At 45.1% G+C, this 21912-nt stretch carries 25 protein-coding genes; 17 read left to right on the top strand and 8 right to left on the bottom strand.

The features are described from left to right. Positions 1-2 precede the first annotated feature (2 nt). The 9 genes from DESPCE1_RS0113750 (at position 3) to DESPCE1_RS0113710 (ending at position 7808) form a co-directional block, all read left to right on the top strand. Positions 3-1181, top strand: a complete 1179-nt coding sequence (locus tag DESPCE1_RS0113750) for a Ger(x)C family spore germination protein (protein ID WP_014794540.1) — start codon at positions 3-5, stop codon at positions 1179-1181. A gap of 87 nt (positions 1182-1268) precedes the next feature. After that, complete coding sequence (locus DESPCE1_RS0113745) at positions 1269-2378, top strand: ParM/StbA family protein (RefSeq protein ID WP_014794539.1); 1110 nt, start codon at positions 1269-1271, stop codon at positions 2376-2378. Further along, entirely contained in the window at positions 2375-2860 is a 486-nt protein-coding gene (locus DESPCE1_RS0113740; protein ID WP_019850827.1) for a hypothetical protein, read from the top strand. Before DESPCE1_RS0113745 ends, DESPCE1_RS0113740 begins: the two co-directional genes overlap by 4 nt. 140 nt (positions 2861-3000) lie before the next feature. Then, a complete protein-coding gene (locus DESPCE1_RS0113735; protein ID WP_014794537.1) occupies positions 3001-3381 on the top strand; it encodes a hypothetical protein in 381 nt (126 codons plus the stop codon). Between the two features lie 61 nt (positions 3382-3442). After that, on the top strand, positions 3443-4768 hold the full coding sequence (locus DESPCE1_RS0113730; protein WP_014794536.1) for a hemolysin family protein: 1326 nt from the start codon (positions 3443-3445) through the stop codon (positions 4766-4768). Positions 4769-4817: 49 nt separating this feature from the next. Next, on the top strand, positions 4818-5675 hold the full coding sequence (locus tag DESPCE1_RS0113725; protein ID WP_014794535.1) for a zinc metalloprotease HtpX: 858 nt from the start codon (positions 4818-4820) through the stop codon (positions 5673-5675). Between the two features lie 211 nt (positions 5676-5886). Then, positions 5887-6264 (top strand): response regulator, encoded by a 378-nt coding sequence (locus DESPCE1_RS0113720; protein WP_028305578.1) that lies wholly within the window; start codon positions 5887-5889, stop codon positions 6262-6264. Next, on the top strand, positions 6248-6895 hold the full coding sequence (locus DESPCE1_RS0113715; RefSeq protein ID WP_242835396.1) for a chemotaxis protein CheC: 648 nt from the start codon (positions 6248-6250) through the stop codon (positions 6893-6895). The genes DESPCE1_RS0113720 and DESPCE1_RS0113715 overlap by 17 nt, the downstream gene beginning before the upstream one ends. Continuing rightward, the gene (locus tag DESPCE1_RS0113710) at positions 6888-7808 is read left to right on the top strand and encodes a sensor domain-containing diguanylate cyclase (protein ID WP_019850825.1); all 921 of its coding nucleotides are present in this window, start codon (positions 6888-6890) and stop codon (positions 7806-7808) included. The genes DESPCE1_RS0113715 and DESPCE1_RS0113710 overlap by 8 nt, the downstream gene beginning before the upstream one ends. Positions 7809-7882: 74 nt before the next feature. Here the strand turns inward: DESPCE1_RS0113710 and DESPCE1_RS0113705 are convergent, their stop codons facing one another. Then, a complete protein-coding gene (locus DESPCE1_RS0113705) occupies positions 7883-9040 on the bottom strand; it encodes a UxaA family hydrolase (RefSeq protein ID WP_014794531.1) in 1158 nt (385 codons plus the stop codon). Next, on the bottom strand, positions 9037-9348 hold the full coding sequence (locus tag DESPCE1_RS0113700) for a UxaA family hydrolase (protein WP_014794530.1): 312 nt from the start codon (positions 9346-9348) through the stop codon (positions 9037-9039). The genes DESPCE1_RS0113705 and DESPCE1_RS0113700 overlap by 4 nt, the downstream gene beginning before the upstream one ends. 369 nt (positions 9349-9717) lie before the next feature. Here DESPCE1_RS0113700 and DESPCE1_RS0113695 point away from each other — a divergent pair, with 369 nt between their 5' ends. The 6 genes from DESPCE1_RS0113695 to DESPCE1_RS0113670 all read left to right on the top strand — a co-directional run bounded on the left by DESPCE1_RS0113695 (position 9718) and on the right by DESPCE1_RS0113670 (position 15407). Next, positions 9718-10407 (top strand): DUF421 domain-containing protein, encoded by a 690-nt coding sequence (locus DESPCE1_RS0113695; RefSeq protein ID WP_014794529.1) that lies wholly within the window; start codon positions 9718-9720, stop codon positions 10405-10407. A gap of 25 nt (positions 10408-10432) precedes the next feature. Beyond that, a complete protein-coding gene (locus DESPCE1_RS0113690) occupies positions 10433-10816 on the top strand; it encodes a DUF4363 family protein (RefSeq protein ID WP_014794528.1) in 384 nt (127 codons plus the stop codon). A 443-nt stretch (positions 10817-11259) separates the two neighbouring features. Beyond that, positions 11260-12189, top strand: coding sequence for a hydrogenase small subunit (locus DESPCE1_RS0113685; protein ID WP_014794527.1), 930 nt, complete (start codon positions 11260-11262; stop codon positions 12187-12189). Continuing rightward, positions 12190-13743 (top strand): nickel-dependent hydrogenase large subunit, encoded by a 1554-nt coding sequence (locus DESPCE1_RS0113680; RefSeq protein ID WP_019850824.1) that lies wholly within the window; start codon positions 12190-12192, stop codon positions 13741-13743. Positions 13744-13815: 72 nt separating this feature from the next. Next, complete coding sequence (locus DESPCE1_RS0113675) at positions 13816-14664, top strand: C-GCAxxG-C-C family protein (RefSeq protein WP_019850823.1); 849 nt, start codon at positions 13816-13818, stop codon at positions 14662-14664. Between the two features lie 161 nt (positions 14665-14825). Continuing rightward, a complete protein-coding gene (locus DESPCE1_RS0113670; protein ID WP_019850822.1) occupies positions 14826-15407 on the top strand; it encodes a hypothetical protein in 582 nt (193 codons plus the stop codon). 62 nt (positions 15408-15469) lie between these two features. Here the strand turns inward: DESPCE1_RS0113670 and DESPCE1_RS0113665 are convergent, their stop codons facing one another. From DESPCE1_RS0113665 to DESPCE1_RS23370, 4 genes are all read right to left on the bottom strand, one after another. Continuing rightward, positions 15470-16138 carry a lactate utilization protein gene (locus DESPCE1_RS0113665; protein ID WP_014794523.1) on the bottom strand — a complete coding sequence of 223 codons (669 nt, stop codon included), beginning with the start codon at positions 16136-16138 and terminating at the stop codon, positions 15470-15472. Next, positions 16135-17580 (bottom strand): LutB/LldF family L-lactate oxidation iron-sulfur protein, encoded by a 1446-nt coding sequence (locus DESPCE1_RS0113660; RefSeq protein WP_014794522.1) that lies wholly within the window; start codon positions 17578-17580, stop codon positions 16135-16137. Before DESPCE1_RS0113660 ends, DESPCE1_RS0113665 begins: the two co-directional genes overlap by 4 nt. Before the next feature lie 2 nt (positions 17581-17582). Beyond that, a complete protein-coding gene (locus DESPCE1_RS0113655) occupies positions 17583-18305 on the bottom strand; it encodes a (Fe-S)-binding protein (protein WP_028305577.1) in 723 nt (240 codons plus the stop codon). A 70-nt stretch (positions 18306-18375) separates the two neighbouring features. Next, on the bottom strand, positions 18376-18546 hold the full coding sequence (locus DESPCE1_RS23370; RefSeq protein ID WP_019850820.1) for a hypothetical protein: 171 nt from the start codon (positions 18544-18546) through the stop codon (positions 18376-18378). A 122-nt stretch (positions 18547-18668) separates the two neighbouring features. Here DESPCE1_RS23370 and DESPCE1_RS0113645 point away from each other — a divergent pair, with 122 nt between their 5' ends. Beyond that, entirely contained in the window at positions 18669-18869 is a 201-nt protein-coding gene (locus DESPCE1_RS0113645; protein WP_014794519.1) for a hypothetical protein, read from the top strand. 199 nt (positions 18870-19068) lie between these two features. On the opposite strand, the gene DESPCE1_RS0113640 is transcribed toward DESPCE1_RS0113645, so the two are convergent. Then, entirely contained in the window at positions 19069-19275 is a 207-nt protein-coding gene (locus DESPCE1_RS0113640) for an alpha/beta-type small acid-soluble spore protein (protein WP_014794518.1), read from the bottom strand. A 137-nt stretch (positions 19276-19412) separates the two neighbouring features. Beyond that, positions 19413-19871, bottom strand: a complete 459-nt coding sequence (locus DESPCE1_RS0113635; RefSeq protein WP_019850819.1) for a YbjN domain-containing protein — start codon at positions 19869-19871, stop codon at positions 19413-19415. A 224-nt stretch (positions 19872-20095) separates the two neighbouring features. Between DESPCE1_RS0113635 and DESPCE1_RS0113630 the strand changes: the two genes are divergently transcribed. Beyond that, entirely contained in the window at positions 20096-21685 is a 1590-nt protein-coding gene (locus DESPCE1_RS0113630) for a peptide chain release factor 3 (RefSeq protein WP_019850818.1), read from the top strand. Positions 21686-21912: the final 227 nt, after the last annotated feature.

The following is a 21912-nucleotide window of genomic DNA, read 5'->3' as shown; positions in this document are numbered from 1 at the left end:
AGATGATCATTCGATATATGAAGAGATGGGTAATCCTCATAGCCCTATTCCTTTTACTTTTATTGCCGGGGTGCTGGAGCCATCAAGAACTGAATGAGATCGGGGTCGTCAGTGCCATGGGATTGGACCTTAGCGAGCAAGGGAAGTTACGACTGACAGTTGAGGTCATTAATCCCCAGGCCTATACAACCAAAGGTCAACAGAGCAAAACATCCACTAGGATTCTAACCAGCGAAGGTGAGACTTTATTTGAGGTGGCACGAGATTTGATGACTAAATCAGGGGATCGGCTTTTTTACCCTCATAATCAAGTGATCGTGATTGGGGAGGATTTGGCCAGAGCCGGGCTTCTACCTGCTCTGGATTTTTTAGAACGTGACCCTGAAATCCGTTTGTTTACTTGGATTATGTTGACAGAAGGGAAGGCGGAGGAGATAATCAGAGCTCCTTCCAAAGAGTCCCTGGTTTCTGCAATGCACTTAAAACTCCTGGTTGAGGATTATAAATCCACGTCCAAAGGTATACCGAAGAACATTCTGGACTTTACCAACATGATTTACACAGAAGGAATCGAGCCTACCTTAGGGAAAATAAAGTTCTATGAAGAAAAGGGAGAACCAACCTTCCATATGATAGGAGGAGGAGCATTTAAGGAAGACAAGCTGATAGCCTGGCTGGATGCAGAGGAGGCACGAGGATATCTCTGGGTTCATAACGATATCAAAGGAGGGATCATTACAGCCCATACTATGGAAGGGGTTAAAAAGACAAATCGGGCTGAAGGTTCTTCTGGCCTTGAGGGGCGGTTATCCTTCGAGATTATACGAGCAAAGAGTCGAGTAAAACCGGTTCTGGAAGGTGAAAAGTTAAGATTTGTTATCGATATTAATGTTACCTGCAACCTAGGGGAGCGAACCGATAATAATGAAGCCGTAACTAAGGAGAATTTCAAGGAATTAGAGGCGATTCTAAGCCAAGCTGTGATAGGGGAAGTTCAAGTTGTCCTAGAAAAGGCCCAAAAGGAGCTTAATTCTGATATTCTTGGGTTTGGATTAGCGACTCAAAGGAAATATCCAGACTACTGGAATCAACACAAGGATAATTGGGAGAAAATCTTTCCCGATCTGGATGTAGAGATACTTGTTAAAGCTGTGGTTGATGATCCCGGGTCCGTTCGATAAGGATAGACGCTAAGCAAAATGTGGTATACAATGGAGAATAATAGGGTTTTACATGGAGATTCCACGAATTGACGAGGAGGAACACCTGTGTTTGAAAACGATATTCTCGTAGCCGGAGGGGATCCGGGATTTGGAGCCATTAAGCTGGATGCGGGAGATACTAAAGTATTATTCCCAGCAGTCATATGCAAAGGAAATGAACGTATTTTTTCGACCTTGGGTAGTGGCAATGTAAGCCGGGGAACCGATGAAGAAATGCAGATCAGTTCTTTGGATGTCATCGTTACCAATCACTCCACGGGAGTTTCCCGCCATTATTTTATGGGAAGCCTTGCTGAAAGCTTGAATCCCAATGAAGCACACTATTGCTGGGACGAGGATAAATCAACCGATGAAGAAGCCACTGCTTTGCTTGTTGTAGCTTTGGCTATTGCTCAAAAAGAATCTAAGGCTAATATTTATTTAGGAACAGGAGTCCCTGTCAAATACTATGCAGCCCTGAAGGACAAGTACGAGGCTGAGCTTAAGGGATCTTGGTCGGTAGCCTTTCGTTCGGGACCCTTTAAAGGTCAGACCCGTCAGCTGACCATCATCCGTTCCCGGGTCCTTCCGCAAAGTTATGGAGTATTTATTAAAGAGACCCTCAATGAATATGGAATCCCCATCAGCCCTAAGCTTTTCAATGGTTATGTGGTAGTGATCGACCCAGGTTTCAGAACCACGGATGTTGCGACCTTTTATGATGGTGTCATGCTTGATCCCCCTAATTCTTTCAGCATCGAAAAAGGGCTGAAGTGGGCTTATACCGGTGTAGCTGAGAGGTTGAAGGAAATGACCCTTAACCATGCAAACCCCATCGAAACCGACGATAAGGAATTGGACAAAGTATTCCGTGTCAATGAAGGGATGTATCCTTGGAACACTGGTGCTATTAATCTCAATCCCGTGATGCAGGAAATGCTCCAGCAATTGGGAGCAGATATTTCCCGTGAGGTCAAAAAGTCTCTGAAGCCAATGCTTGGGAAAATCCATACGGTTCTTGTGGCAGGGAAAGTAGGAGACATGGTATTTGACCATCTCCAATTTGAAAATAAAGTATTGATTGATAATCCTCAGTTCGGCAATGCCACCGGCTTTAGGATCATGGCTGCCAATTTGGTCAATAATGTTACCAAGAAAGCCAATGCCAACCCATGACCAAGAACCTTTCCTTCACTCTGAATTTTAGTGAAGAGGATGAATCTATATGGGCTTTTCTCCATACCTTTCCTCCGGATCAATGGGAGGATATACTGAAAAAAGCCCTCCATGCTTATCGTGCCGAAGGCACCAACCCGGGTCAGTGGAGTCTTGAGGGCTTGTGTGTTGTCCCTCCTGCCAAGGATTCCATGACGGAGAACCATCCTTTAGAGCATCTTTTTCAACTGATTGGAGAAGAGGAAGATGAAGTGGTGTTGGAACTTCTTAGCCGGCCGAAGCTGCAGAGTGTAGAAAGATTGGCAGAGAGGGCTCCTTCCATACCCATACCTAAGGTGGATCAGGAGCCGGTGGCGGCCAAAGAAGATGTTCTGAAATCTGCAAAAGGTCTGGCATTTCTTCTTAATCAGGTCATCGGAGAGGAAGAGGATCCCGAAGTGTTAAGTTTTTTTCTCCGCTCAGAGAATCGTAAGAAAGTTTAGCTATCCTTGTTTTTGGATAAGCTATTTAGAAACAATGCCTCTTCGTGGGGAAAGTTGTCACTTGACGGCATATTAAACTATGCTCTATAGTATATATTAAGTAATAATCGACTAGTAAATGGATTAGAGGAGAGAACATCGTGGACGACGACCCTTTACCTGCCCATGCAGTTCCATATGATAATGTCTTTGCAAGAATAGAACAGGGAAAGACAAAGCAATATGTTGCCGTTTTCCTTTGTCTTTTTTTAGGCTTGGCCTTAGCTCTTTGCCCTTACGTGGCTTTTGAACAACCCCAAACCGGACTCTGGATATTAAAATATAATTCAAGTATTAATCAGGCGCCAAGAGCTGTGATCTTCGGCGCCTTGGCTGTTTTACCCGAAAAAATCGATTTGGATAGTGTACCATTGCCCCAGATGTGGGAAATTAATAGAGGAACAACAGAGGATCCCGTCCAAAAACTGAAACACTGGATCGTGATGGTATGGTATGGGTCAACTTATGTCTATACTGATTAGACAAGTATAGAATAAAAGGAGGAGAATCCAAATCGACAGTATATTTTGGAGCATTGCAAAAGTGATTGCTGCATTGTTCCTTGTTGCCCTCAATGCATTTTTTGTGGCGGCTGAATTTTCTTTGGTTAAGGTGAGGAAGACCCGTCTTGCCGAGCTTTCGGAGACAGGATCCAGGAAAGCGACCGTGGCCCTTGATGTAACCTCTCAGCTGGATGCCTATCTTTCTGCCAGCCAACTGGGAATTACTTTAGCCTCATTGGGGCTGGGGTGGTTAGGGGAGCCGGCTATCGCTACCTTGCTTGCACCACTTTTTAAAAACTTCGTAACATGGGATGGAGTTCTGACTCACACAGTATCCGTGGTCATTGCTTTTCTCTTTATCACTTTTCTGCATATCGTCCTGGGGGAATTAGTTCCTAAATCCATTGCCATTCAAAGGGCGGAAGATACAGCCTTGTGGACTGCCGGCCCCTTAAAGACTTTCTATAAGGTCTTTTATCCGGTTATTCGTGCCCTAAATGGGATTGCCAACATGATTCTAAGACGTTGGGGGATATCTCCGGCTAATGAGGCGGACCTTGCACATACCGAGGAAGAACTGCGGATGCTTGTGGATGCCAGCCAACGTCATGGTATCTTGGATAAGATGGAAGGAAAGCTCCTGGATAACGTCTTTGAATTTTCCGATCGTGTGGTCAGCGAGGTCATGGTTCCCCGGCAAGATATGGTGTGCCTCTACATTCAGGATTCCATGGAAGAGGTCCTTGAAACAGTAAAGACAGCCGGACACACCCGCTACCCTCTCTGCGACGATGATAAGGATAATGTGATCGGACTGGTTCATATGCGGGATCTTTTGTCCCTTGCTGAATCATCGGTAAAAAATATTGGTGAATTGAAGCGGGATATCCTCATCGTCCCCGAAGGGATGCCCATTTCCCATTTAGTGCAAAAAATGCGTGTCCAAAGAACCCATCTGGCCGTTGTAGTGGATGAGTTTGGGGGGACAGCCGGTATGGTGACCATCGAGGATCTCATTGAGGAACTCGTTGGGGAAATCTATGATGAATTTGAAAGTGCGGATCAAGCAGAGATCATGAAGAGTGGAGAGGGCGAATACCTCATCAATGGCCGGGTCCTTCTTGATGATCTAACCGAGTTATTAGGTGTCGAATTCGAAGATGAGACCGTTTCCACGATAGGTGGTTTTGTCTTCAATCGGCTGGGCCGTAAACCGGTAAAAGGAGATCTGATTGATTTCATGGACTATACCTTTACTGTCATGGAAGTGGTTGGATTTAGAATCACCAGAGTTAGAACCAATCGGAGATCGGCTGTGAATGCCTCAGAAATACCTGGGGGTATTCAGGAAGATAGTGCAAAATAAGCAGCCAATCCTATTGGGTAGTTGTGGATCTGAAAGGAGTTGTCGTACTATGAATGGATTCGGAAACCAGTTAAAGACTGTTTTTCTGATGAGTTTATTAACTGTTCTTGTGATTTTGGCCGGACGTGCTATAGGTGGCACTGGCGGCATGCAAATAGCCTTTATCTTTGCGATAGTCATGAATTTTGGAAGCTATTGGTTTAGTGATAAAATGGCTCTGGCTATGACTAAATCCCAGCCTATCAGCCGTGAGCAAAGCCCCGAGCTTTATGCGATGGTGGAGAAGCTTGCCGATCAGGCCAACTTGCCTATGCCCAGGCTTTATATGACCCCATCCCCTCAGCCCAATGCTTTTGCTACCGGTCGCAATCCTAATCACGCTGCTATTGCGGTGACTCAAGGATTGATGCAGATGCTTAATCGTGAAGAGCTGGAAGGGGTATTAGCCCATGAAATGGCTCACATTAAGAATCGGGATATTCTTATCAGTACTCTGGCAGCAGTCATGGCCGGTGTCATTACAATGTTAGCCAATTGGGCTCAGTGGGCATTGATGTTCGGAGGTTTAAACGGAGATGATGAGGATGGAGCATCCGGACTGGCTGCCCTTCCCTTGATTATCTTAGGGCCTATTGCAGCGATGCTGGTCCAGATGGGAATATCCCGGTCCCGGGAATTCTTGGCCGATTCCACGGGAGCGGAGATTGCTGGGAACTCCTATGGGCTGGCCAACGCTCTTCAGAAATTGGAGAGAAGTTCGGCTGTCATCCCGATGGATGTTAACCCCTCCGCAAGTCATATGTTCATCGTCAATCCTTTGAAAGCCCGCAGAGTGGCGAATTTATTCAGCACCCATCCTCCCATTGAAGAGAGGGTAAAGCGACTTAATACTATGGAACGCCGCTAACGGGCTTTTTCATAGTAGCCAAAACTATAGCCAGCCAGGTTCAAGAGAATTCACGCTCTTGCCTGGCTGGCTATTCATGTAAACCCATCCAGAATGTTGTTGCTTTTTCCGGGTGTTCCGTTTAGAATTTAATCATGCTTAGAAGTATTATTATATATTATTGATTCGAAGAAGTAAGGGTTAACACGATTTGAGAGGTAAGGGATGGATTGTGAAAATTTTAATTGTTGATGATTCGGTCTTTTCCCAAAAGGTCAATGCCCAGTATATTAAACTGTTTTTGAAGGATGCGGAGATCACCTTTGCCAATGACGGCCTGGAAGGGCTTGAACGGTATAAAGCTCTTCAGCCCGATTATGTGTTTTTGGACTTATTAATGCCTAAGCTCCATGGGAGAGAGCTCCTTAATCTTATCAAACACTATGATCATGACGCTAAGATCGTTGTTGTCTCTGCGGATATTCAAAAAAATGTCCGGGAAGAAATAAATCAATATGATATATTGCAATTTATTAATAAGCCTTTTAATGAAGAAAAGGCAAAGGTAATATGCGAGTTAATAAGGAATGATTATGATGGGCGAGGATAAATCGTTAAAATTTGATATTTTGAATGAGTTATTCAACATTAGCGTGGGGCAGGCCGCAAGTTTGCTATCGGAAATGATTAATCGGACCTTGATATTAAATGTTCCCAGTATTGAGATCATCGATATTAAGGACAACAGCGCCGATGTGGATGCTTTTTTGCCCATGGATGTTGATGGCACTTTGATGGTCTCTTCAATCTGCTTTGAGAATAAATTAACAGGCAAGGCCAACCTCATTTTTCCCGCGGAGAAGATGAGACAGTTTATTAACCTTTGCATGAATGAAGTTGCCACTGAGGAAATTGGTGATTTAAGCTTTTCAGACGTTGATTTTGATATTATCAGGGAAATCGGTAATATTGTGCTGAATTGCATTGTGGGAGGGGTAAGCAACTATCTGGAAATCAATTTAGATTACTCCTTGCCTGAAGTAAAGGTCTTTAATAAGAAGGATTTTGCCCAAGATATTAAAAACAATGAACACTACGCAAGGAATATGATTTTATTGTATATTACCTTTATTATTGATGAAACGGAGATCGATGGTGCTATTATGATAAATTTAACCTTGACTTCTTTGCAGGAGCTCATGAGTAAAATTGAAAAGATTGAAGTTGAATTGAATGAATAAATGGATGAGTGTCTTCAATAATCTGGATATCGGTATTTTAATCCTTGACGAAGAGTTTAAAATTATTTATGCCAATCAATACCTTTTGGGCTTTATACCATTTAGGAGCAAAGAGGTCCAGGAACAGCCCCTTTATGAGGTACTGCCCAAATTTTATAATACCTATATCGAAAAAGTCCTTCTGAATTGCTTAAACAATGGCAGTAAAATGTTTCTGTCCGCCGGACTGCATAAGCATTTGCTCCATTCAGACTACGATTTCAATATCAAGATAAGCCGCTTTGAGGAGGGGAGCTCTAAGCTTCTGCTCTTGGAGTTTATCGATGTAACCAGTCAATTTATTCAGATTGCCCGCTTAAGGAATTATGTAGCTGAACTAAGTAAAGTCAATAAAGAGCTTAAAGAGAAAAAGAAGTATATTGAGAATATGGCTTATTATGATAGCTTAACAGGCATTCATAACCGGACATTTTTTTACAAATTGGCCGAAAAATATTTGGAAAGCGCAAAAAGAAGTGGCGGCATTTTAGGTGTTATGTTTATCGATGTCGATAAGTTCAAAGAGATCAATGATACCTATGGTCATGAAGCCGGGGATAAAGCATTGGTTCAAGTTGCCAATATTTTAACTCAAGTTATCCGAAAGGATGATACCGTTGCCCGCTACGGCGGCGACGAATTTCTCATCCTCTTACCTCATCTCCTGGCCGCTCATAATTACGAGATCATTGCTTCTCGAATCAGCAATCATCCGGATCGTTTCATCAATCTAACCGGAGAAAAAGTGGAAATCAGCCTGAGTATAGGGATCAGTTTTTATCCAGCCGATGGAGATAGTCTGAATCGGCTTATTGCTAAGGCTGATCAAGCTATGTATCTTGCTAAATCCCGGATTAAAACCGCGTGTAGATAGGGCTGAGATCGGAATTATACGAGCCACGACAATTATTGTCGTGGCTCGTATTAATTAATGTGATATAAGTATTTCTAAAAGGTTGAGCCGATGCGGAAAATACCGAATTCCCGATGGCCTAAGCTTTCTGATTTGGTTAATTTACCCCTGGCTACTTCCAGCATTTCCTCGAAAATCCGGCGGCCGCTATCCTCAATGGTCGCTTCCCCGGAAATGATGGAGGAGAGATCAAGGTCGATATTGTCTTCCATAGTTACGTAAGTATCAGAATTGGCGGTCACTTTAATAACCGGAGCAATGGGTGAGCCGGTGGGGGTACCTCGTCCTGTAGTGAATACAATGAGCTGTACACCTCCGGCAAGCATTCCGATCATAGACTCCACATCTTGCCCCGGAGTATCCATAACATAGAGGCCTTTTCCCTGTGGAGATTCGCCATAGGCCAAAACGTCTTGAATGGTGGAGTGACCGGCTTTATAAATACAGCCTAAAGATTTTTCCTCGATAGAACTGATCCCGCCGGCAATATTTCCGGGGGTCGGCTGACCATCCCTTAAATCCACATGGAGCTGTTTGGCACGCAGCTCGGCCTCCTTTACGATTCGGATGAGTTTTTCGGCGACTTCCGGAGATTTGGCCCGTTTGGCCAGAACATGTTCAGCACCGATGAACTCTGTAGTCTCGGATAGCATAGCTGTGCCCCCGGCCTTGACCATAAGATCAGAGGCTGTGCCAACGGCGGGATTGGAGGCTAAACCTGAAGTGAAATCAGAACCGCCGCATTCAATGCCCAGAGATAACTCGCTGATGGGTGCTTCTTCCCCCTTGAGCATCGAGAGGGTGCGAGCCATCTGACCGGCGATTTGGATACCGAGGGAGGTGGTCTTTAAGGTACCGCTATTTTCCTGAATGATAAGGGTTTGCACCGGTTTCCCGGACTTGGCGATTTCCTCTGCGGTATGCTGAATAGGTATCCCTTCGCAACCTAAGCCGACAACAAGCACAGCGCCCACATTAGGGTTTTTGCCTATACCGATCAAGGTTCGTAGGGTTTGCTCGAAATCAGCACCCAGCTGGCAACATCCGTGCTGGTTGGGGATAGCTATGGCGCCAGGGATTTGAGCAGCTATATTAAAAGCAACAGTGGTCGCACAGACTGAAGTAGGAAGGATTAAAAGATGGTTGCGTATTCCAAAGAGTCCATCGGGACGTCGAAATCCGAAAATGTTCATACTGTATCCTCCTTTAAAGAATCTAAATCCCCGCGACCCCGTTGTGACTCCATATTATGGACATGAACATGCTGGCCGGGTTGAATATCTACGGTAGCAAGTCCAATGCTTTCCGCATATTTCACAATATCGCCCCTTTTAGCAATTGGACGGATAGCCACCTTATGCCCTAAAGGAATGTCTTGATGAACCGTTAGTGTTTCTTCTTGGCCTCCGCGGAAAAAAGAAATCGTGGTACCGGCAGGTATATGATCGACACAGGTAGCCACATTGTCCTTTTCATAAATTACAACCGCTTGTTTTTTCACCACTGCTCCTCCATTCTTAATTGGATTTCTCTATGATAGAACACAATTTATCCATTGCTAACCGCCACTAAGGCTCCTGCATTTTAAGCGGGAGGTAAGTGGTGCTAAGCCCTGGACAAGTCAACTAAGCTTCAGATAGGAGTTGAAACTCCATCTGAAGCAAGTTTCCTATATTATAACATAAGACCTTAATTTGTGTATTAATACAGGATGAGAGAATTTTCGCTATCAATTTAAAGGAATGTTTAGGGGAATAAAACTATGGGGATGGAGAAAACTATTCAGGCATATGTCTTTCCGCCTTGAGGACTAATAATAGGTTTTCCTATGTGACAAAGAAACCATCGGAAGGAGTTACATAATGAAATTATGCTAATTACTGCGATCAGAACCTTGATTCTTTACTTTTTTGTTATTACGGCCTTGCGTCTTATGGGAAAACGTGAAATTGGCCAATTGCAACCCTTTGAATTGGTCGTCATTCTTATGATATCTGATTTAGCAGCCATTCCCAGTGAAGATGTTGGAATTCCTCTTATCTCAGGAATTATCCCCATGATAGTCTTGGTTCTTATGAGCATCTCTCTGTCTTATCTGGAGTTGAAGAGCGAGAAAGCCCGGGATATCCTGAATGGTACTCCTTCTATCCTGATCGAAAGGGGAAGGATCGTTGAGCATGAATTAGTCCGCAATCGTCTGCCCTTAACAGATTTGGTGGAAGAATTAAGAATGAGAAGTATTCCCAATATTACCGATGTAGAATTTGCCATCCTTGAAACCAATGGCCAGATCAGCGTATTACCCAAATCATCGAAACGTCCCGTTACTCCGGAAGATTTGCAGCTGAAAACAAGCTATGAAGGCTTGCCGATTGTGTTTATAATGGATGGAATTTTGCAGGAAAAAGCCTTTGCCATGTCGGGCAAAGATCGGGCTTGGCTGGATAAACAGATCAAAAGGCACAAATTGAAGGGCATAGAAGAGGTGCTTTTTGCCTGCCTGGATTCAGCGGATAATTTATATCTACAAGGCAAGGAACGATATACCAAAAAGAGATGAAGCTGCAGCAAAAGGAGGATGTTCTATGCTGAGAACGTATCTTGTAGCAGGCATACTTATCCTAATGCTAGTACTTGGGGGCTATTGGCAGAACCACTATGTCAGTGAATCGACGGATATCATGGTGGAAAAATTGGTCAATGTGGAGGAGCAGATACGAACCAAGAGCTGGAGCAATGCCGATCAGGAAATCGGGAAATTCAGCCAGGAGTGGAGTGAAACCAAAAAGCTTTGGAGCATATTGATTGATCACCAGGAGATCGATGAGATTGATCTCAGTTTGATAAGGTTGGAGCAGTATATCAAGGAAAATGAAATGGTTTTAAGCTTAGGAGAGGTGTGTGCCTTGCGCATGCTAATTAATCATATTGCCGATAAAGGGATGATTACACTTCAAAATATTTTTTGAAACAACCTATTCAGCGGGGCGGCTAAAAGATCAAATAAATAAGGGTTGGCCCCGTTGAGTTATTTATACGCCAGAATAAAGGTTAAAAGCAGTATTAGAAACCTTCTTATTATATTAGTAAACTCAGTGATATCATACGAAATATTTATAGCATGATTAAGAATACTAATTAAAAAATTAACACTTTACTGTAGAATTGGTAATAAAAAGGATGTATCATAGAAATTGATAAAGTGTTCACATTAACATGATTATGGTTATCTGAATTATCTAACATGATATAAAATATTGATGTTTTACCGTAGCAAATTAAGAGATAACCTCAGAAGATAGATGGTAGTACAAGTCCGAACATTCACTAGAGGGTTTTATAAGGACTTCATGCTTTTATCATAATAAAAAACTGCAAAAAAATAAGGAAGGTGAAAGGAGAGGATCAATTTATGGAAAATGGATATCAGCGCCTCGCAAGAAGAGGGATATCCAGAAGGGACTTTTTGAAACTGTGCACATTCACATGCGCAGCCCTGGGGATTGATTTGAGTTTAGCGCCTCAAATTGCGGAGGCAGCTGAAGCAAATTTGTCCAAAAAGCCGGTGATTTGGATGCAAGGGCAAGGGTGCACCGGGTGCAGCGAATCCCTGTTATCTTCAGCAGACCCAGGGCCGGAGCAGATTATCCTCGATCTCCTATCGGTACGCTACCATCCTACACTGATGGCGGCTTCAGGGGAGCAAGCCATTCAGAGCTTAGAAGAGTGTATAACTCAAGGTCACTACATACTTGTCCTGGAGGGTTCGATTCCCACAGCGGACCCCCGGTATTGCTTTGTGGAGGGGAAACCCTTTATCGAACAATTCAAAATGGCTGCGGCCAAAGCTGAAGCGGTGATCGCCGTCGGTTCCTGCGCTTGTTATGGCGGGATTCCCCGTGCTGGGCTCACTGGAGCAGTAGGCGCTCAGGAGGTCCTCGAAGGAGTTAAGGTGGTAAACCTCCCCAGCTGTCCGGTTAAGCCTGATCGGTTAGTGGGTCTACTCTTATATTATCTGAGTCAGAATGCTTTGCCTAAGCTCGACGGGCTTAATCGGCCGGAAGCTTATTATCGCTATACCTTACATGATAGTTGTTATCGCCGCATGCATTACGAACAGGGAGAGTATCTGGAGGATTGGAATAATCCGGACACTCTGGATTGGTGCCTTTATCACAAGGGGTGCAAGGGAAAAGAGACTTACACCAATTGTGCCAATTCCTGGTGGAATGACGGGGCTAATTTCTGCGGTTATGCCGGCTCACCCTGTGCGGGCTGCAGTCAGCCTGAGTATTATGAGGGATTCGCTCCCTTGTTCGTGAACCCCAAGGAGGTGAAGTAGATGGCTAAGCGTGTCGTTATTGACCCTGTCACACGGGTTGAGGGCCACTTACGGGTTGAAGTGGAAATTGAAAAGGGTATCGTTACCAATGCCTGGGCTCAGGGGACCATGTTCCGGGGGATTGAACAGATTCTCCAAGGCCGGGACCCTCGTGATGCCGTCTATATTACCGAACGGATTTGCGGAGTGTGTATGGCGTCACACGGTTGGACCTCGGCAATGGCTGTTGAAGATGCCCATGGAGCCGATGTACCCCGTGCCGCCCAGCTTATTCGCAATCTCATCGCCGGATCACTATGGCTGCACGACCATCCTTTGCATTTCTATCATTTGTCGGCACTTGATTATCTCGACGTTTTAGCCGTCGATCACTATAAAGGAAATGCTCCGGAACTTCTGGCTGTTAAAAATAAGATACTGTCTTTAGTTAAAGCAGGGGATACCGCCCCTCTGACCCCCCGCTATCAACCTGATAGTTATTCCGTAAACGATCCGGAAATCGTGATAACCGCTCTGGCTCATTATCTGGAGGCTTTAAAGATTCAAGGTAAAGCCAAGAAGATGTCGGCTATTCTGGGAGGTAAGCAGCCCCATCAATCCAGTATTGTCGTGGGTGGAGTGACGATCTACCCCCGGAAAGAGCAATTGGATGCCTTTAGAACCTTGCTCAATGAGGTCGTGTCCTTTGCCGAGCTGGTTTATGTTCCCGATGTGGTAAGTTTTTGTACAGGTCCCCTGTTAGGTCTGGGGAAAGCTGGAGTGGGTGCAGGTTCAGGGAGCTATATTGCCTATGGTGGTTTTCCTATGGATGATTCAGGCACAGAGACGTTGTTTAGGGGCGGCTTTATCAGTGGCAAAGCTCCGGGTGTTGTCGAAGAGCTGGATATGAGCAAGATTACGGAAAGCGTTGCCAGCGCCTGGTACAAGGAGGGTGAGCCCGCCAATCCCTGGGACGGAGACACCGTCATCGACTTTGATAAAAAAGGAGCTTATTCCTTCATTAAATCTCCCCGGTATAAGGGAGAGGCGGCTGAAGTGGGACCGCTGGCACGGATGATGGTTATGCAGCATTCGGGACTGCTCGACTTGATGAGCCGTTACGGAATAAAACCCGGAGCAGTTGCCCGTCATCTCGCCCGTGCTCAGGAAACTTTACTTATGACAAGCTCCATGTACCGTTGGCTGAATGATTTAGAGGAATTACTGGGAAGGAAGGGCAGCCGCCCAGCTATTCACGATTCCAGCCACTGGGAACCCCCCGCCCAAGGTCAAGGAGTAGCCCTTAATGAGGCTCCCAGAGGATCCTTGGGGCATTGGCTCAAGATCGACAATAATGTCATCAGCAATTATCAAATGGTCGTCCCCACCACATGGAATAGTTCTCCCCGTGATGAGAAGAACATGCCGGGTCCTGTTGAGCAAGCCTTGAAAGGGCTGCCCGTTGATCCGGATAATCCTGTCAATGTGGTCCGGGTGATTCGTTCCTTTGACCCTTGTCTGGCATGTGCTGTGCACCTCATTGATGCTGATGGGGAGAAGATAGTAAGGCTCTGATAGACCAATAGATTCGGTTTTAAGAATTGAGAAGTTCTAAGGCAAGGTAATCATAAAAAGGAGGCTGTTTCAATGAGTGAAGAAAGAGATATGTCAAGGAGAAAGTTTTTAAAATCCGGTATTCTGGCTGCAGGAGCTTTAGCTGTCGGCACAAGCGTCTTTCACACCCAGGCGGCTGAGGCTGCCCAATTACCCTCCGGGGAACATTGTGAGCCACCGAGTTTCCCATACCCTTATGTCCAGCTGGACCCGGAAAAGGCTAAGCTGGACGGCTATGGAGGTTATGGCAAATCCAAATGCTCTTATGGCGTCTTTGAGGCGGTGATCGGTCAATTAAAAGAAAAGGTAGGTTATCCCTACACTCATGTTCCTACACAGGTTCTGGGTTGGGGCGGTACCGGCGGCGGAGGGTGGGGCACCCTGTGCGGAGCCTTGATCGGTGCGGCTACGGCCATTAACTATACCATGGAAAAGAAAGATGCGGATAAGGTCGTCAGCGAATTGTTCGGTTGGTATTGCGATTTCGCCTTTCCTGAATTCATGCCTGTAGCAGGCAAGGCTTTGGAATATGAGGGCCCCATAGAAAAAAGTGTCGCCAAATCACCTCTTTGCCACGTTTCAGTGAGTGTGTGGTGTGACGCCAGCGGCCTCAAGGCCGAGAGCAAGGCCAGAAGTGAGCGCTGTGCTCGTATTACGGCAGATGTAGCCGCTAAAACTGTAGAGCTGTTGAATCAATTCCATAGCAATAATTTCAAGGCCGTTTATAAGAATGAAGTCGTGGACGACTGCATGATGTGTCACGGTAAAGGACATTCTTTGGAAAATACCCGGGGAATGATGGATTGTGCACAATGTCATACCGATGTTGATCCCGATAACCTGGTCGATCATATTAAGCGGAGCTGGAATATATTAAAATAACATAATTGAAAGGTTAAAAGACAGAACTTTAGGGTGCTGTCTTTTTTCGTCTACGCTACCTCCCTATTCTCTTTATGTATAGAGCTCACTGCGGCAACGAATATAAAGCATGAATATGAAGACACTAAAAGGTATTGGTTTAGAAGGGAGGCGGTTAGTCCATGAGCTTTGGAGATAAATTTACAAAATGGAGCAGCATTGTCGCAACTGTTGGAACTTCTATTTTGGCACTTACCGCCACGATTACGGTTGCAGTAACGCTTAATGCCTGGAAAATAGATCGCGAATCTTCACGTCCTTACTTGTCCCTGCGGGAACCTCCTAAGGTTGAGTTGAAATCTGGTTTAAAACTTGAATTTAAATTTACTAATGTAGGAATTCATCCTGCGGAGAATCTGGCCAGCCGAACCATAGTCTTTGAGGAAAAATTACAAGATAAGCCCATCCAAAATGAACCCAATTATTTAGTGAATGAGATACCTCAAGATATGAGCTCGAGTTTAGTGATCGCTTTGGACTCTTACGAAGTGGATATTAGTGAGCCCTATGTCAGTCCATACTATATTGTTCTTCATCTGGAATATGCCGATCCGATCATTTATCAACAGTATGAGCAAACCCTATATTTTCGGTGGAGCGGAATTGATGGGGGAGAGGTCCAACCCGTAGTTCATGTGGAAGTAGGCGAGAAAGAGAATATCGTCAATTATTTTAAAGCTCAGAGCATAGAAACCAATCTATAGATGCCTTGGTAGTAAAGAAAGGCGGGAACTCAAGTTGAGTTCCCGCCTTATGTGCAGAGATATTATTCCGCCATAACGATACAATAAACCTCCACAGGGCCATGGACACCGATGGAAAGATCCATCTCAATGTCTGAAGTACGGCTTGGTCCGGAGATAATTTCGATAGCTGCCGGAATGTCTGTTCCCATGAGCTCTTCAAGGACTTGGTCGAGACTGTCCCTGAGGAAAGATGCCGGGATAAAGGTCAGATGGCGAATGGGTACCAGGCTGACCCCGCGTCCCCGTTTGGAGCCGCTTTTTAAAACGAGAGACCCGGATTGAGCTATGCCGAAGTCTGCTCCCGTGATGCCCAATTCAGTCTTATCCATGATGGCATTGCGTTCATCGGCAGGAAGATCGGCATAGGAATGGGCCGGCCAATCCAGCTCTTCTAAACTGGCACGGGCCATAGTTGGGAGCTCATTCCAAGTGACAATGGAGTTAGGGCTGAGCCATTGAGGTTTTTCGCCGAACCATTCCTTCAAAGCCCGTGCGGCTTCTTCATGAGTGGAGGCTGTGGCTGCTTTGCCTCCCATGGCTTCGTACATTTTCATAAATTTATCGATCCGTTCCTCCTGGGAATCTAGACGATAGAGGGGAAAGTTGAGTTTGATAGGTTCCACAGAGGTGGGAGTGGGACGCCCAAGTTTTTTAGCAATGTTTGCGATAAATGCTTGACGATCACTCATTCTTTATCACCCCGCTGCATGTTTTTTAGATCTTTCTCCAACTCCGGCCATTTATCCCGGAACATTTGCTTGGCTATAGGGGGCAGAGTCTTGCTGTTGGTCCAGTTATTAATCGGGGGTGGTCCTGAGGTAATTTTGCCGTTGCGCATGAGGATAAACTGGAATTTCGATCCTAAGCGGACAAACTTGCTGAGAGTTTTGGGATGGGAGAAGTAGTGGCCATAGTATTTGAAGAGTTTCTTTTCCACACCGGAAGTGAGCCCCTTGAGGACCTTGCGGTCCCGATGCTTGACGATCAAATCATGGAGGGGAATCCGTACCGGGCAAGCTTCGGAGCAGGCTGCACAGAGGGAGGAGTAGTAAGGGAGATGTCCCCATTTCTCATAATCCTGTTCCAATAGTGGAGTAATAACGACTCCGATCGGACCTGAGTAAACGGAACCATAGGCATGTCCGCCGACTTGGCGATAAACGGGGCAGACATTGAAGCAGGCTCCGCAGCGGATACAACGAAGGGATGAGCGGAAATCCACATCCCCAAGGATTTCCGAGCGATTGTGATCGAGAATGACCAAATGCCATTCTTTAGGTCCGTCAAGATCCTCTTCCCGCTTGGGTGGTGTAATCATCGTGGTGTAGACCGAGAGGCGTTGTCCTGTGGCGCTGCGGGCCAGCAGATTGAGAAGGACACTGAGTTCCTTGAATGAAGGAACAATCCGCTCCATCCCCATCATCGTGATTTGTACCTCGGGCAAAGTGCTGGTCATTCGGCCATTACCCTCATTGGTAACCATAGTAATGGTTCCTGTATCCGCTACGGCAAAGTTACAGCCGGTTATTCCGATTTTACTCGTAAGGAATTTTTCCCGCAGCTGTTCCCGGGCGAATTTGGTCAAGGTTGGAGTATCTGAGTCTAGCGGGTGTCCGGCTATGGGTTCGAAGAGTTTGGCAATTTGGTCGCGGTTTTTATGCATGGCCGGGACAATGATGTGAGAGGGCGGCTCATTGGCAATCTGGATGATATATTCGGCCAAATCGGTCTCAACTACCTCAATACCGTCTTTCTCCAGGACAGGGTTGAGGTGAATCTCTTCAGTAATCATGGATTTGGATTTGATCACGGATTTAAATCCATGTTTTTTGAAAATCTCCTGAACGATTCTTACCCCATCTTCCGGTGTTTTGGCAAGATGAACGTGACCTCCGTTCTTTTCCACATTTTCAATGAGCATATTAAGGTAATAATCCAGGTTTTCGACCACGTGATTACGGATTCTTTCTCCTACATGGCGCCATTCTTCCCAGTTACCCAGTTCTTCCGTAATGGCGAGTTTATTGTTTCTCAGCCTATCTGTAGCCCGGCGGGTTGCCTTACGTAAAAAATCATCTTTGAGAGCTTTATCTAAAGCAGCGTCGACATCATAATGATTATCCAGTGACATAGTTACATCCCCTTTCCGAGCAATTGAATGACATGCATGGCCGGAATGGAGCGGCCATGTTTCTCCATATAGCCGGATATATTCATAAGACAGCCCATATCCAGGCCGGTCAGAATATCAGCACCGGAGGCCAAAACATGCTCAGCTTTTTCAGCAACCATGGCTTCGGATATTTTGGGCATCTTAATGGAGAAAGTACCTCCAAACCCGCAGCACAGATGGGCTTCCGGTAGGGGGAGAAGCTCTAAGCCTTGGATGTTTTGCAGTATAGCCATAGGTTCATCCCGAAGCCCTAAGAGACGAGTGGCATGGCAGGAAGGATGATATGTGACTTTGGCCTTATAACGGGCGCCGAGATCCGGGGTTTTAAGGACATTGACTACGAATTGTGTGAACTCATAGCTCTTGTCGATCAGGTCTTTGGCTTTCTTTGCATACACTGGGTCATCCTTAAATAAGGTGGGATAATTATGATGGATCATTCCAATACAAGAACCACTGGGCGCTACCACCACTTCACTGTTTTCGAAAGCGTCAATGGTCGCCCGAGCTACTGTGCGGGTATCCTCCATATAACCGGAATTAAAAGAGATCTGGCCGCAGCAAAATTGTCCTTCAGGAAAGTCTACGGTATGCCCCAACCGGGTAAAAATTTTGGACATGGTTTCACCAAGATCCGGAAACATGGTGTCTCCAAGACAGGTAATAAAGAGCGAGATTTTCATGAAGCTACAGTCCCTTCATTCGATGCTTGTTTTTTTTATTATGGCATGAATTATTTGGATTTATCCATTGCTAACCCAGCACGGGAACATTGGGTTCTTCATACCAAAGGCAGATGAGATGGGTTGGACCTGAACTTTGAGTAATATTTACAATGTTGACCCAGCGATTATCCTCCAACCATTGATTCAATTCATGCTCAAGGAGTCGCGGGTCGGAAGAACTGATCGCCTTAACTTTCACAATAAAATCTCCTTTCTAAGACATAATCCGTTCTTATGTACCTTGTTATTATATCAAATTGGGAGATATTACTAAAGTTTTTTGACGAATTAGGGGAAAAATAAGTTTGAGGTGATAAGAAGATGCCTAGAAAAGACGGCAATAAGCAGCAGAAGGAAGAGTTAAAGAAAATAGAGTTGACCCTAAAAAATATCCAAGAAAATGAACAGTTTCTTGCCGAGAATGCTGAGGAGCTCTCACCCCATCAATTAAAAGACGTGCGAAAACATTTAGATTCTAAGAAGAAGTTTCTTAAGGAGACAGACGGAACGATAAAATACTAGAAATAAGGAGCGGGAAAACCGCTCTTTATTTGCACTATCAGAAAGTATAAACTTGCGCACTATACTTACTAAGCATAAGGACAACCAGCGACTTCGCCTCATTTGCGAGCATGCGTTTAAAGCTCGGCGAAGTCGGGTTTTCTTTATCCAAATAGTAAGAGGTATCCTTGCGGATACCTCTCATAAGGTTAATGTACAGTTAGATGCGGGTTCCTCTTTTGAGGTTTTCTTCTGCAAATTGAATCATGCGTTTGGTCATCATTCCACCGACAGAACCGTTTTCACGGCTGGTGCGGTCGCCGCCCAATTGAACGCCGAGTTCATTTGCGATTTCATACTTGAATTGATCCAATGATTGTGATGCACCTTGTGTTGCTGGTTGGTTAGTGTTTCTTTCTCCTGCCATGTAGGGTCCCTCCTTAAGTAATTTGTATTAGTTAGTGAGACGATCTTATTATCTGAATCAGCAGGAGAAAATAAACAGGTAATTGTTGGTTTAATCATCATCAATCAACTATTAATTCTAATAAAAGGAAAAGATACTTAGTCATCATCTTGGGAACAGATTCGAACCGCTTCCTCAGCCGGATAGTCTTCGGATATGATTTTGATTAATCCAGGATAATAAGTATCAAAGGTTTGTGCACCATTCCAGATCAGATTAATGAGCTGTTCCTGGGAAGGCTCTGAATTGGCAGAATCCAGGTAGGTCCGGAAACGAATTTCCCCATCATCCATATCCATTTCAAAATTACCAATGGTAAGTTCATGATTAATCCGATTCATGAAGTTGCAGACTTCTACGCGCTTGGCAAAAGGTATCTTTTGCTTGATATGTGTATTGCAAAGCAGCGACTCCTGCTCTTCATCAACAATAATGAAAGAGACAAAATCACAGTTAATACCGCGAATTTCTAAACGGAACAGCTCGTTTTTTTGGTCGAAGTCAAATTTCCAACAGTCCTTTTTAAGGGTATTGTACAGAACTTCAAAGAGCGTCATAGCAAGTCCCCTCCTTTACCTATACTATTTCCACATGCTGATGGTGATTCCTGCAAAGTTAACAAGGATAAAAAGCAGAAATCCTGTCCATTGGAGTCATTCTGATTCCTTTTTTCGTAGAATTTATTATGTTATAATAAAATGCTGTTCATCGTTATGGAGCGGTCAATCCTATTACGAAAAGATCCTATTGATCTTAATTTATAGAGTAAGGAGTAAACTTTGTGAGCATATCCCTTGAAGAACACATCAGTTCTCGAAAAACATTTGCTATTATCTCACACCCTGATGCGGGGAAGACCACTTTAACTGAAAAACTGCTGCTTTTTGGGGGAGCTATCCATTTGGCGGGGAATGTCAAGGCAAGAAAGACCCAACGGTATGCTACTTCGGACTGGATGGAATTAGAACGGCAAAGGGGAATTTCCATCACTTCCAGTGCCATGCAGTTTAATTATCAAGGATTTGTCATCAATATTCTGGATACCCCAGGTCACCAAGATTTCAGTGAAGATACCTATCGCACCCTGACAGCCGCGGATAGTGCCGTGATGTTGATCGATGCGGCAAAAGGTGTGGAAGTACAGACCATTAAACTCTTCGAAGTCTGTAAACGTCGGGGAATTCCCATCTTTACCTTTGTTAACAAGATGGATCGGGAAGGAAAGCACCCTATCGATCTTATGGATGAAGTGGAGAAAGTCTTAGGCATTGAAGCTTATGCTATGAATTGGCCTATAGGCGACGGAGCTGATTTTAAAGGAATCTATGACCGGGAAACGGGTAATGTGGAGTGCTTTACCGACGGACTGCGTAAAGGCAATGACGATACACGCCGGACAGGTCATGTTGATGATCCCGAGATCAGGGAATGGATTGGGGAAGACTTACTCAATCGCCTCCAAGAGGAGATTGAGCTTTTGGATATGGCCGGGAATGTCTTTGATAAGGAACGAGTGGATCGGGGGGAAGTAACTCCCGTGTTTTTTGGAAGTGCTTTGAATAATTTTGGGGTGCCCAACTTCCTGGATAGTTTCTTAGAGCTGGCACCGGCTCCGGCACCGCGACAATCCAACATGGGTACTTTAGAACCGGCAAGTCCGCAATTTGTAGGGTTTGTCTTTAAGATTCAAGCTAATATGAACGCAATGCACCGGGACCGTATTGCCTTTATCCGCATTTGCTCAGGCAGATATGAACGGGGCATGAATGTCATTCATAATCGGACTCATCGCAAAATGAGGCTGGCTCAGCCTCAGCAGCTGTTCGCCCAGGAGCGGACTATTTTGGATGAGGCCTATGCGGGAGATATCATTGGGGTTCATGACAGTGGAGTGCTCCGCATCGGTGATGTCTTGGCGGAAAAGGATGGTATCGAATTTGAAGCCATGCCTTTTTTCAGCCCGGAGAACTTTGCCCGGGTCAGCATCGCCAATGCCCTGAAAAGGAAGCAATTCATTAAGGGGATACAGGAGCTTCAGGAAGAGGGGGCTATCCATGTCTTCCGGGATTTGAATATTGGGGTAGAGGCTCCCGTGGTAGGGGTAGTCGGCCAACTCCAATTTGAAGTTTTGGAATACCGACTGCGGGACGAGTATGGAGTAGAGGTTCAAATCAACAGTCTGCCCTACGAAATTGTCCAATGGATACCTAAGGATGAAGAAAAGATTCGTATTCTTAAGGAATCCAGTATGAGTATGGTGGTCTTGGATCAGGATGAGAATTATGCTGTCCTGCTTTTGGACAAATGGAAGGCCAATTGGTTAAGCGAACGCTATGGGATAGATTTTTATCCGCAGCCTATTAGAGAGTAAGAAAGCTCGGGTCAGGGTAGCTATACGCACAACGCTCACTTCATAGCTCCAGGGCTGGTCAACTCGCTTTCTTAACAGCTGCGCCAAACCTCCGGGTAGTACCTGATGTGAACCGGTGGCTCCGCTATGTTAAGAAAGCCTCGTTAACCCAGCCGCCCTTCCGCTTAAAGAAAGCTTGGCTTATGGTGAGTGAAGCGAATCAGAAGCCTTAGCTGCCTTATACACAG

Origin of the sequence: Desulfitobacterium sp. PCE1 (assembly GCF_000384015.1) — a bacterium.
In the GTDB taxonomy this organism is placed as follows: Bacteria; Bacillota; Desulfitobacteriia; order Desulfitobacteriales; family Desulfitobacteriaceae; genus Desulfitobacterium; species Desulfitobacterium dehalogenans.
The sequence above is the reverse complement of the archived record's forward strand: the minus strand, read 5'-3'. Positions and strand labels throughout refer to the sequence as shown.

Coding starts and splice junctions, on each gene's coding strand:
- DESPCE1_RS0113750 (WP_014794540.1), top strand. CDS start 3: ATGATCATTCGATATATGAAGAGATGGGTAATCCTCATAGCCCTATTC.
- DESPCE1_RS0113740 (WP_019850827.1), top strand. CDS start 2,375: ATGACCAAGAACCTTTCCTTCACTCTGAATTTTAGTGAAGAGGATGAA.
- DESPCE1_RS0113725 (WP_014794535.1), top strand. CDS start 4,818: ATGAATGGATTCGGAAACCAGTTAAAGACTGTTTTTCTGATGAGTTTA.
- DESPCE1_RS0113715 (WP_242835396.1), top strand. CDS start 6,248: ATGATGGGCGAGGATAAATCGTTAAAATTTGATATTTTGAATGAGTTA.
- DESPCE1_RS0113710 (WP_019850825.1), top strand. CDS start 6,888: ATGAATAAATGGATGAGTGTCTTCAATAATCTGGATATCGGTATTTTA.
- DESPCE1_RS0113705 (WP_014794531.1), bottom strand. CDS start 9,040: ATGAACATTTTCGGATTTCGACGTCCCGATGGACTCTTTGGAATACGC.
- DESPCE1_RS0113695 (WP_014794529.1), top strand. CDS start 9,718: ATGCTAATTACTGCGATCAGAACCTTGATTCTTTACTTTTTTGTTATT.
- DESPCE1_RS0113690 (WP_014794528.1), top strand. CDS start 10,433: ATGCTGAGAACGTATCTTGTAGCAGGCATACTTATCCTAATGCTAGTA.
- DESPCE1_RS0113685 (WP_014794527.1), top strand. CDS start 11,260: ATGGAAAATGGATATCAGCGCCTCGCAAGAAGAGGGATATCCAGAAGG.
- DESPCE1_RS0113680 (WP_019850824.1), top strand. CDS start 12,190: ATGGCTAAGCGTGTCGTTATTGACCCTGTCACACGGGTTGAGGGCCAC.
- DESPCE1_RS0113675 (WP_019850823.1), top strand. CDS start 13,816: ATGAGTGAAGAAAGAGATATGTCAAGGAGAAAGTTTTTAAAATCCGGT.
- DESPCE1_RS0113670 (WP_019850822.1), top strand. CDS start 14,826: ATGAGCTTTGGAGATAAATTTACAAAATGGAGCAGCATTGTCGCAACT.
- DESPCE1_RS0113665 (WP_014794523.1), bottom strand. CDS start 16,138: ATGAGTGATCGTCAAGCATTTATCGCAAACATTGCTAAAAAACTTGGG.
- DESPCE1_RS0113660 (WP_014794522.1), bottom strand. CDS start 17,580: ATGTCACTGGATAATCATTATGATGTCGACGCTGCTTTAGATAAAGCT.
- DESPCE1_RS0113655 (WP_028305577.1), bottom strand. CDS start 18,305: ATGAAAATCTCGCTCTTTATTACCTGTCTTGGAGACACCATGTTTCCG.
- DESPCE1_RS0113645 (WP_014794519.1), top strand. CDS start 18,669: ATGCCTAGAAAAGACGGCAATAAGCAGCAGAAGGAAGAGTTAAAGAAA.
- DESPCE1_RS0113640 (WP_014794518.1), bottom strand. CDS start 19,275: ATGGCAGGAGAAAGAAACACTAACCAACCAGCAACACAAGGTGCATCA.
- DESPCE1_RS0113635 (WP_019850819.1), bottom strand. CDS start 19,871: ATGACGCTCTTTGAAGTTCTGTACAATACCCTTAAAAAGGACTGTTGG.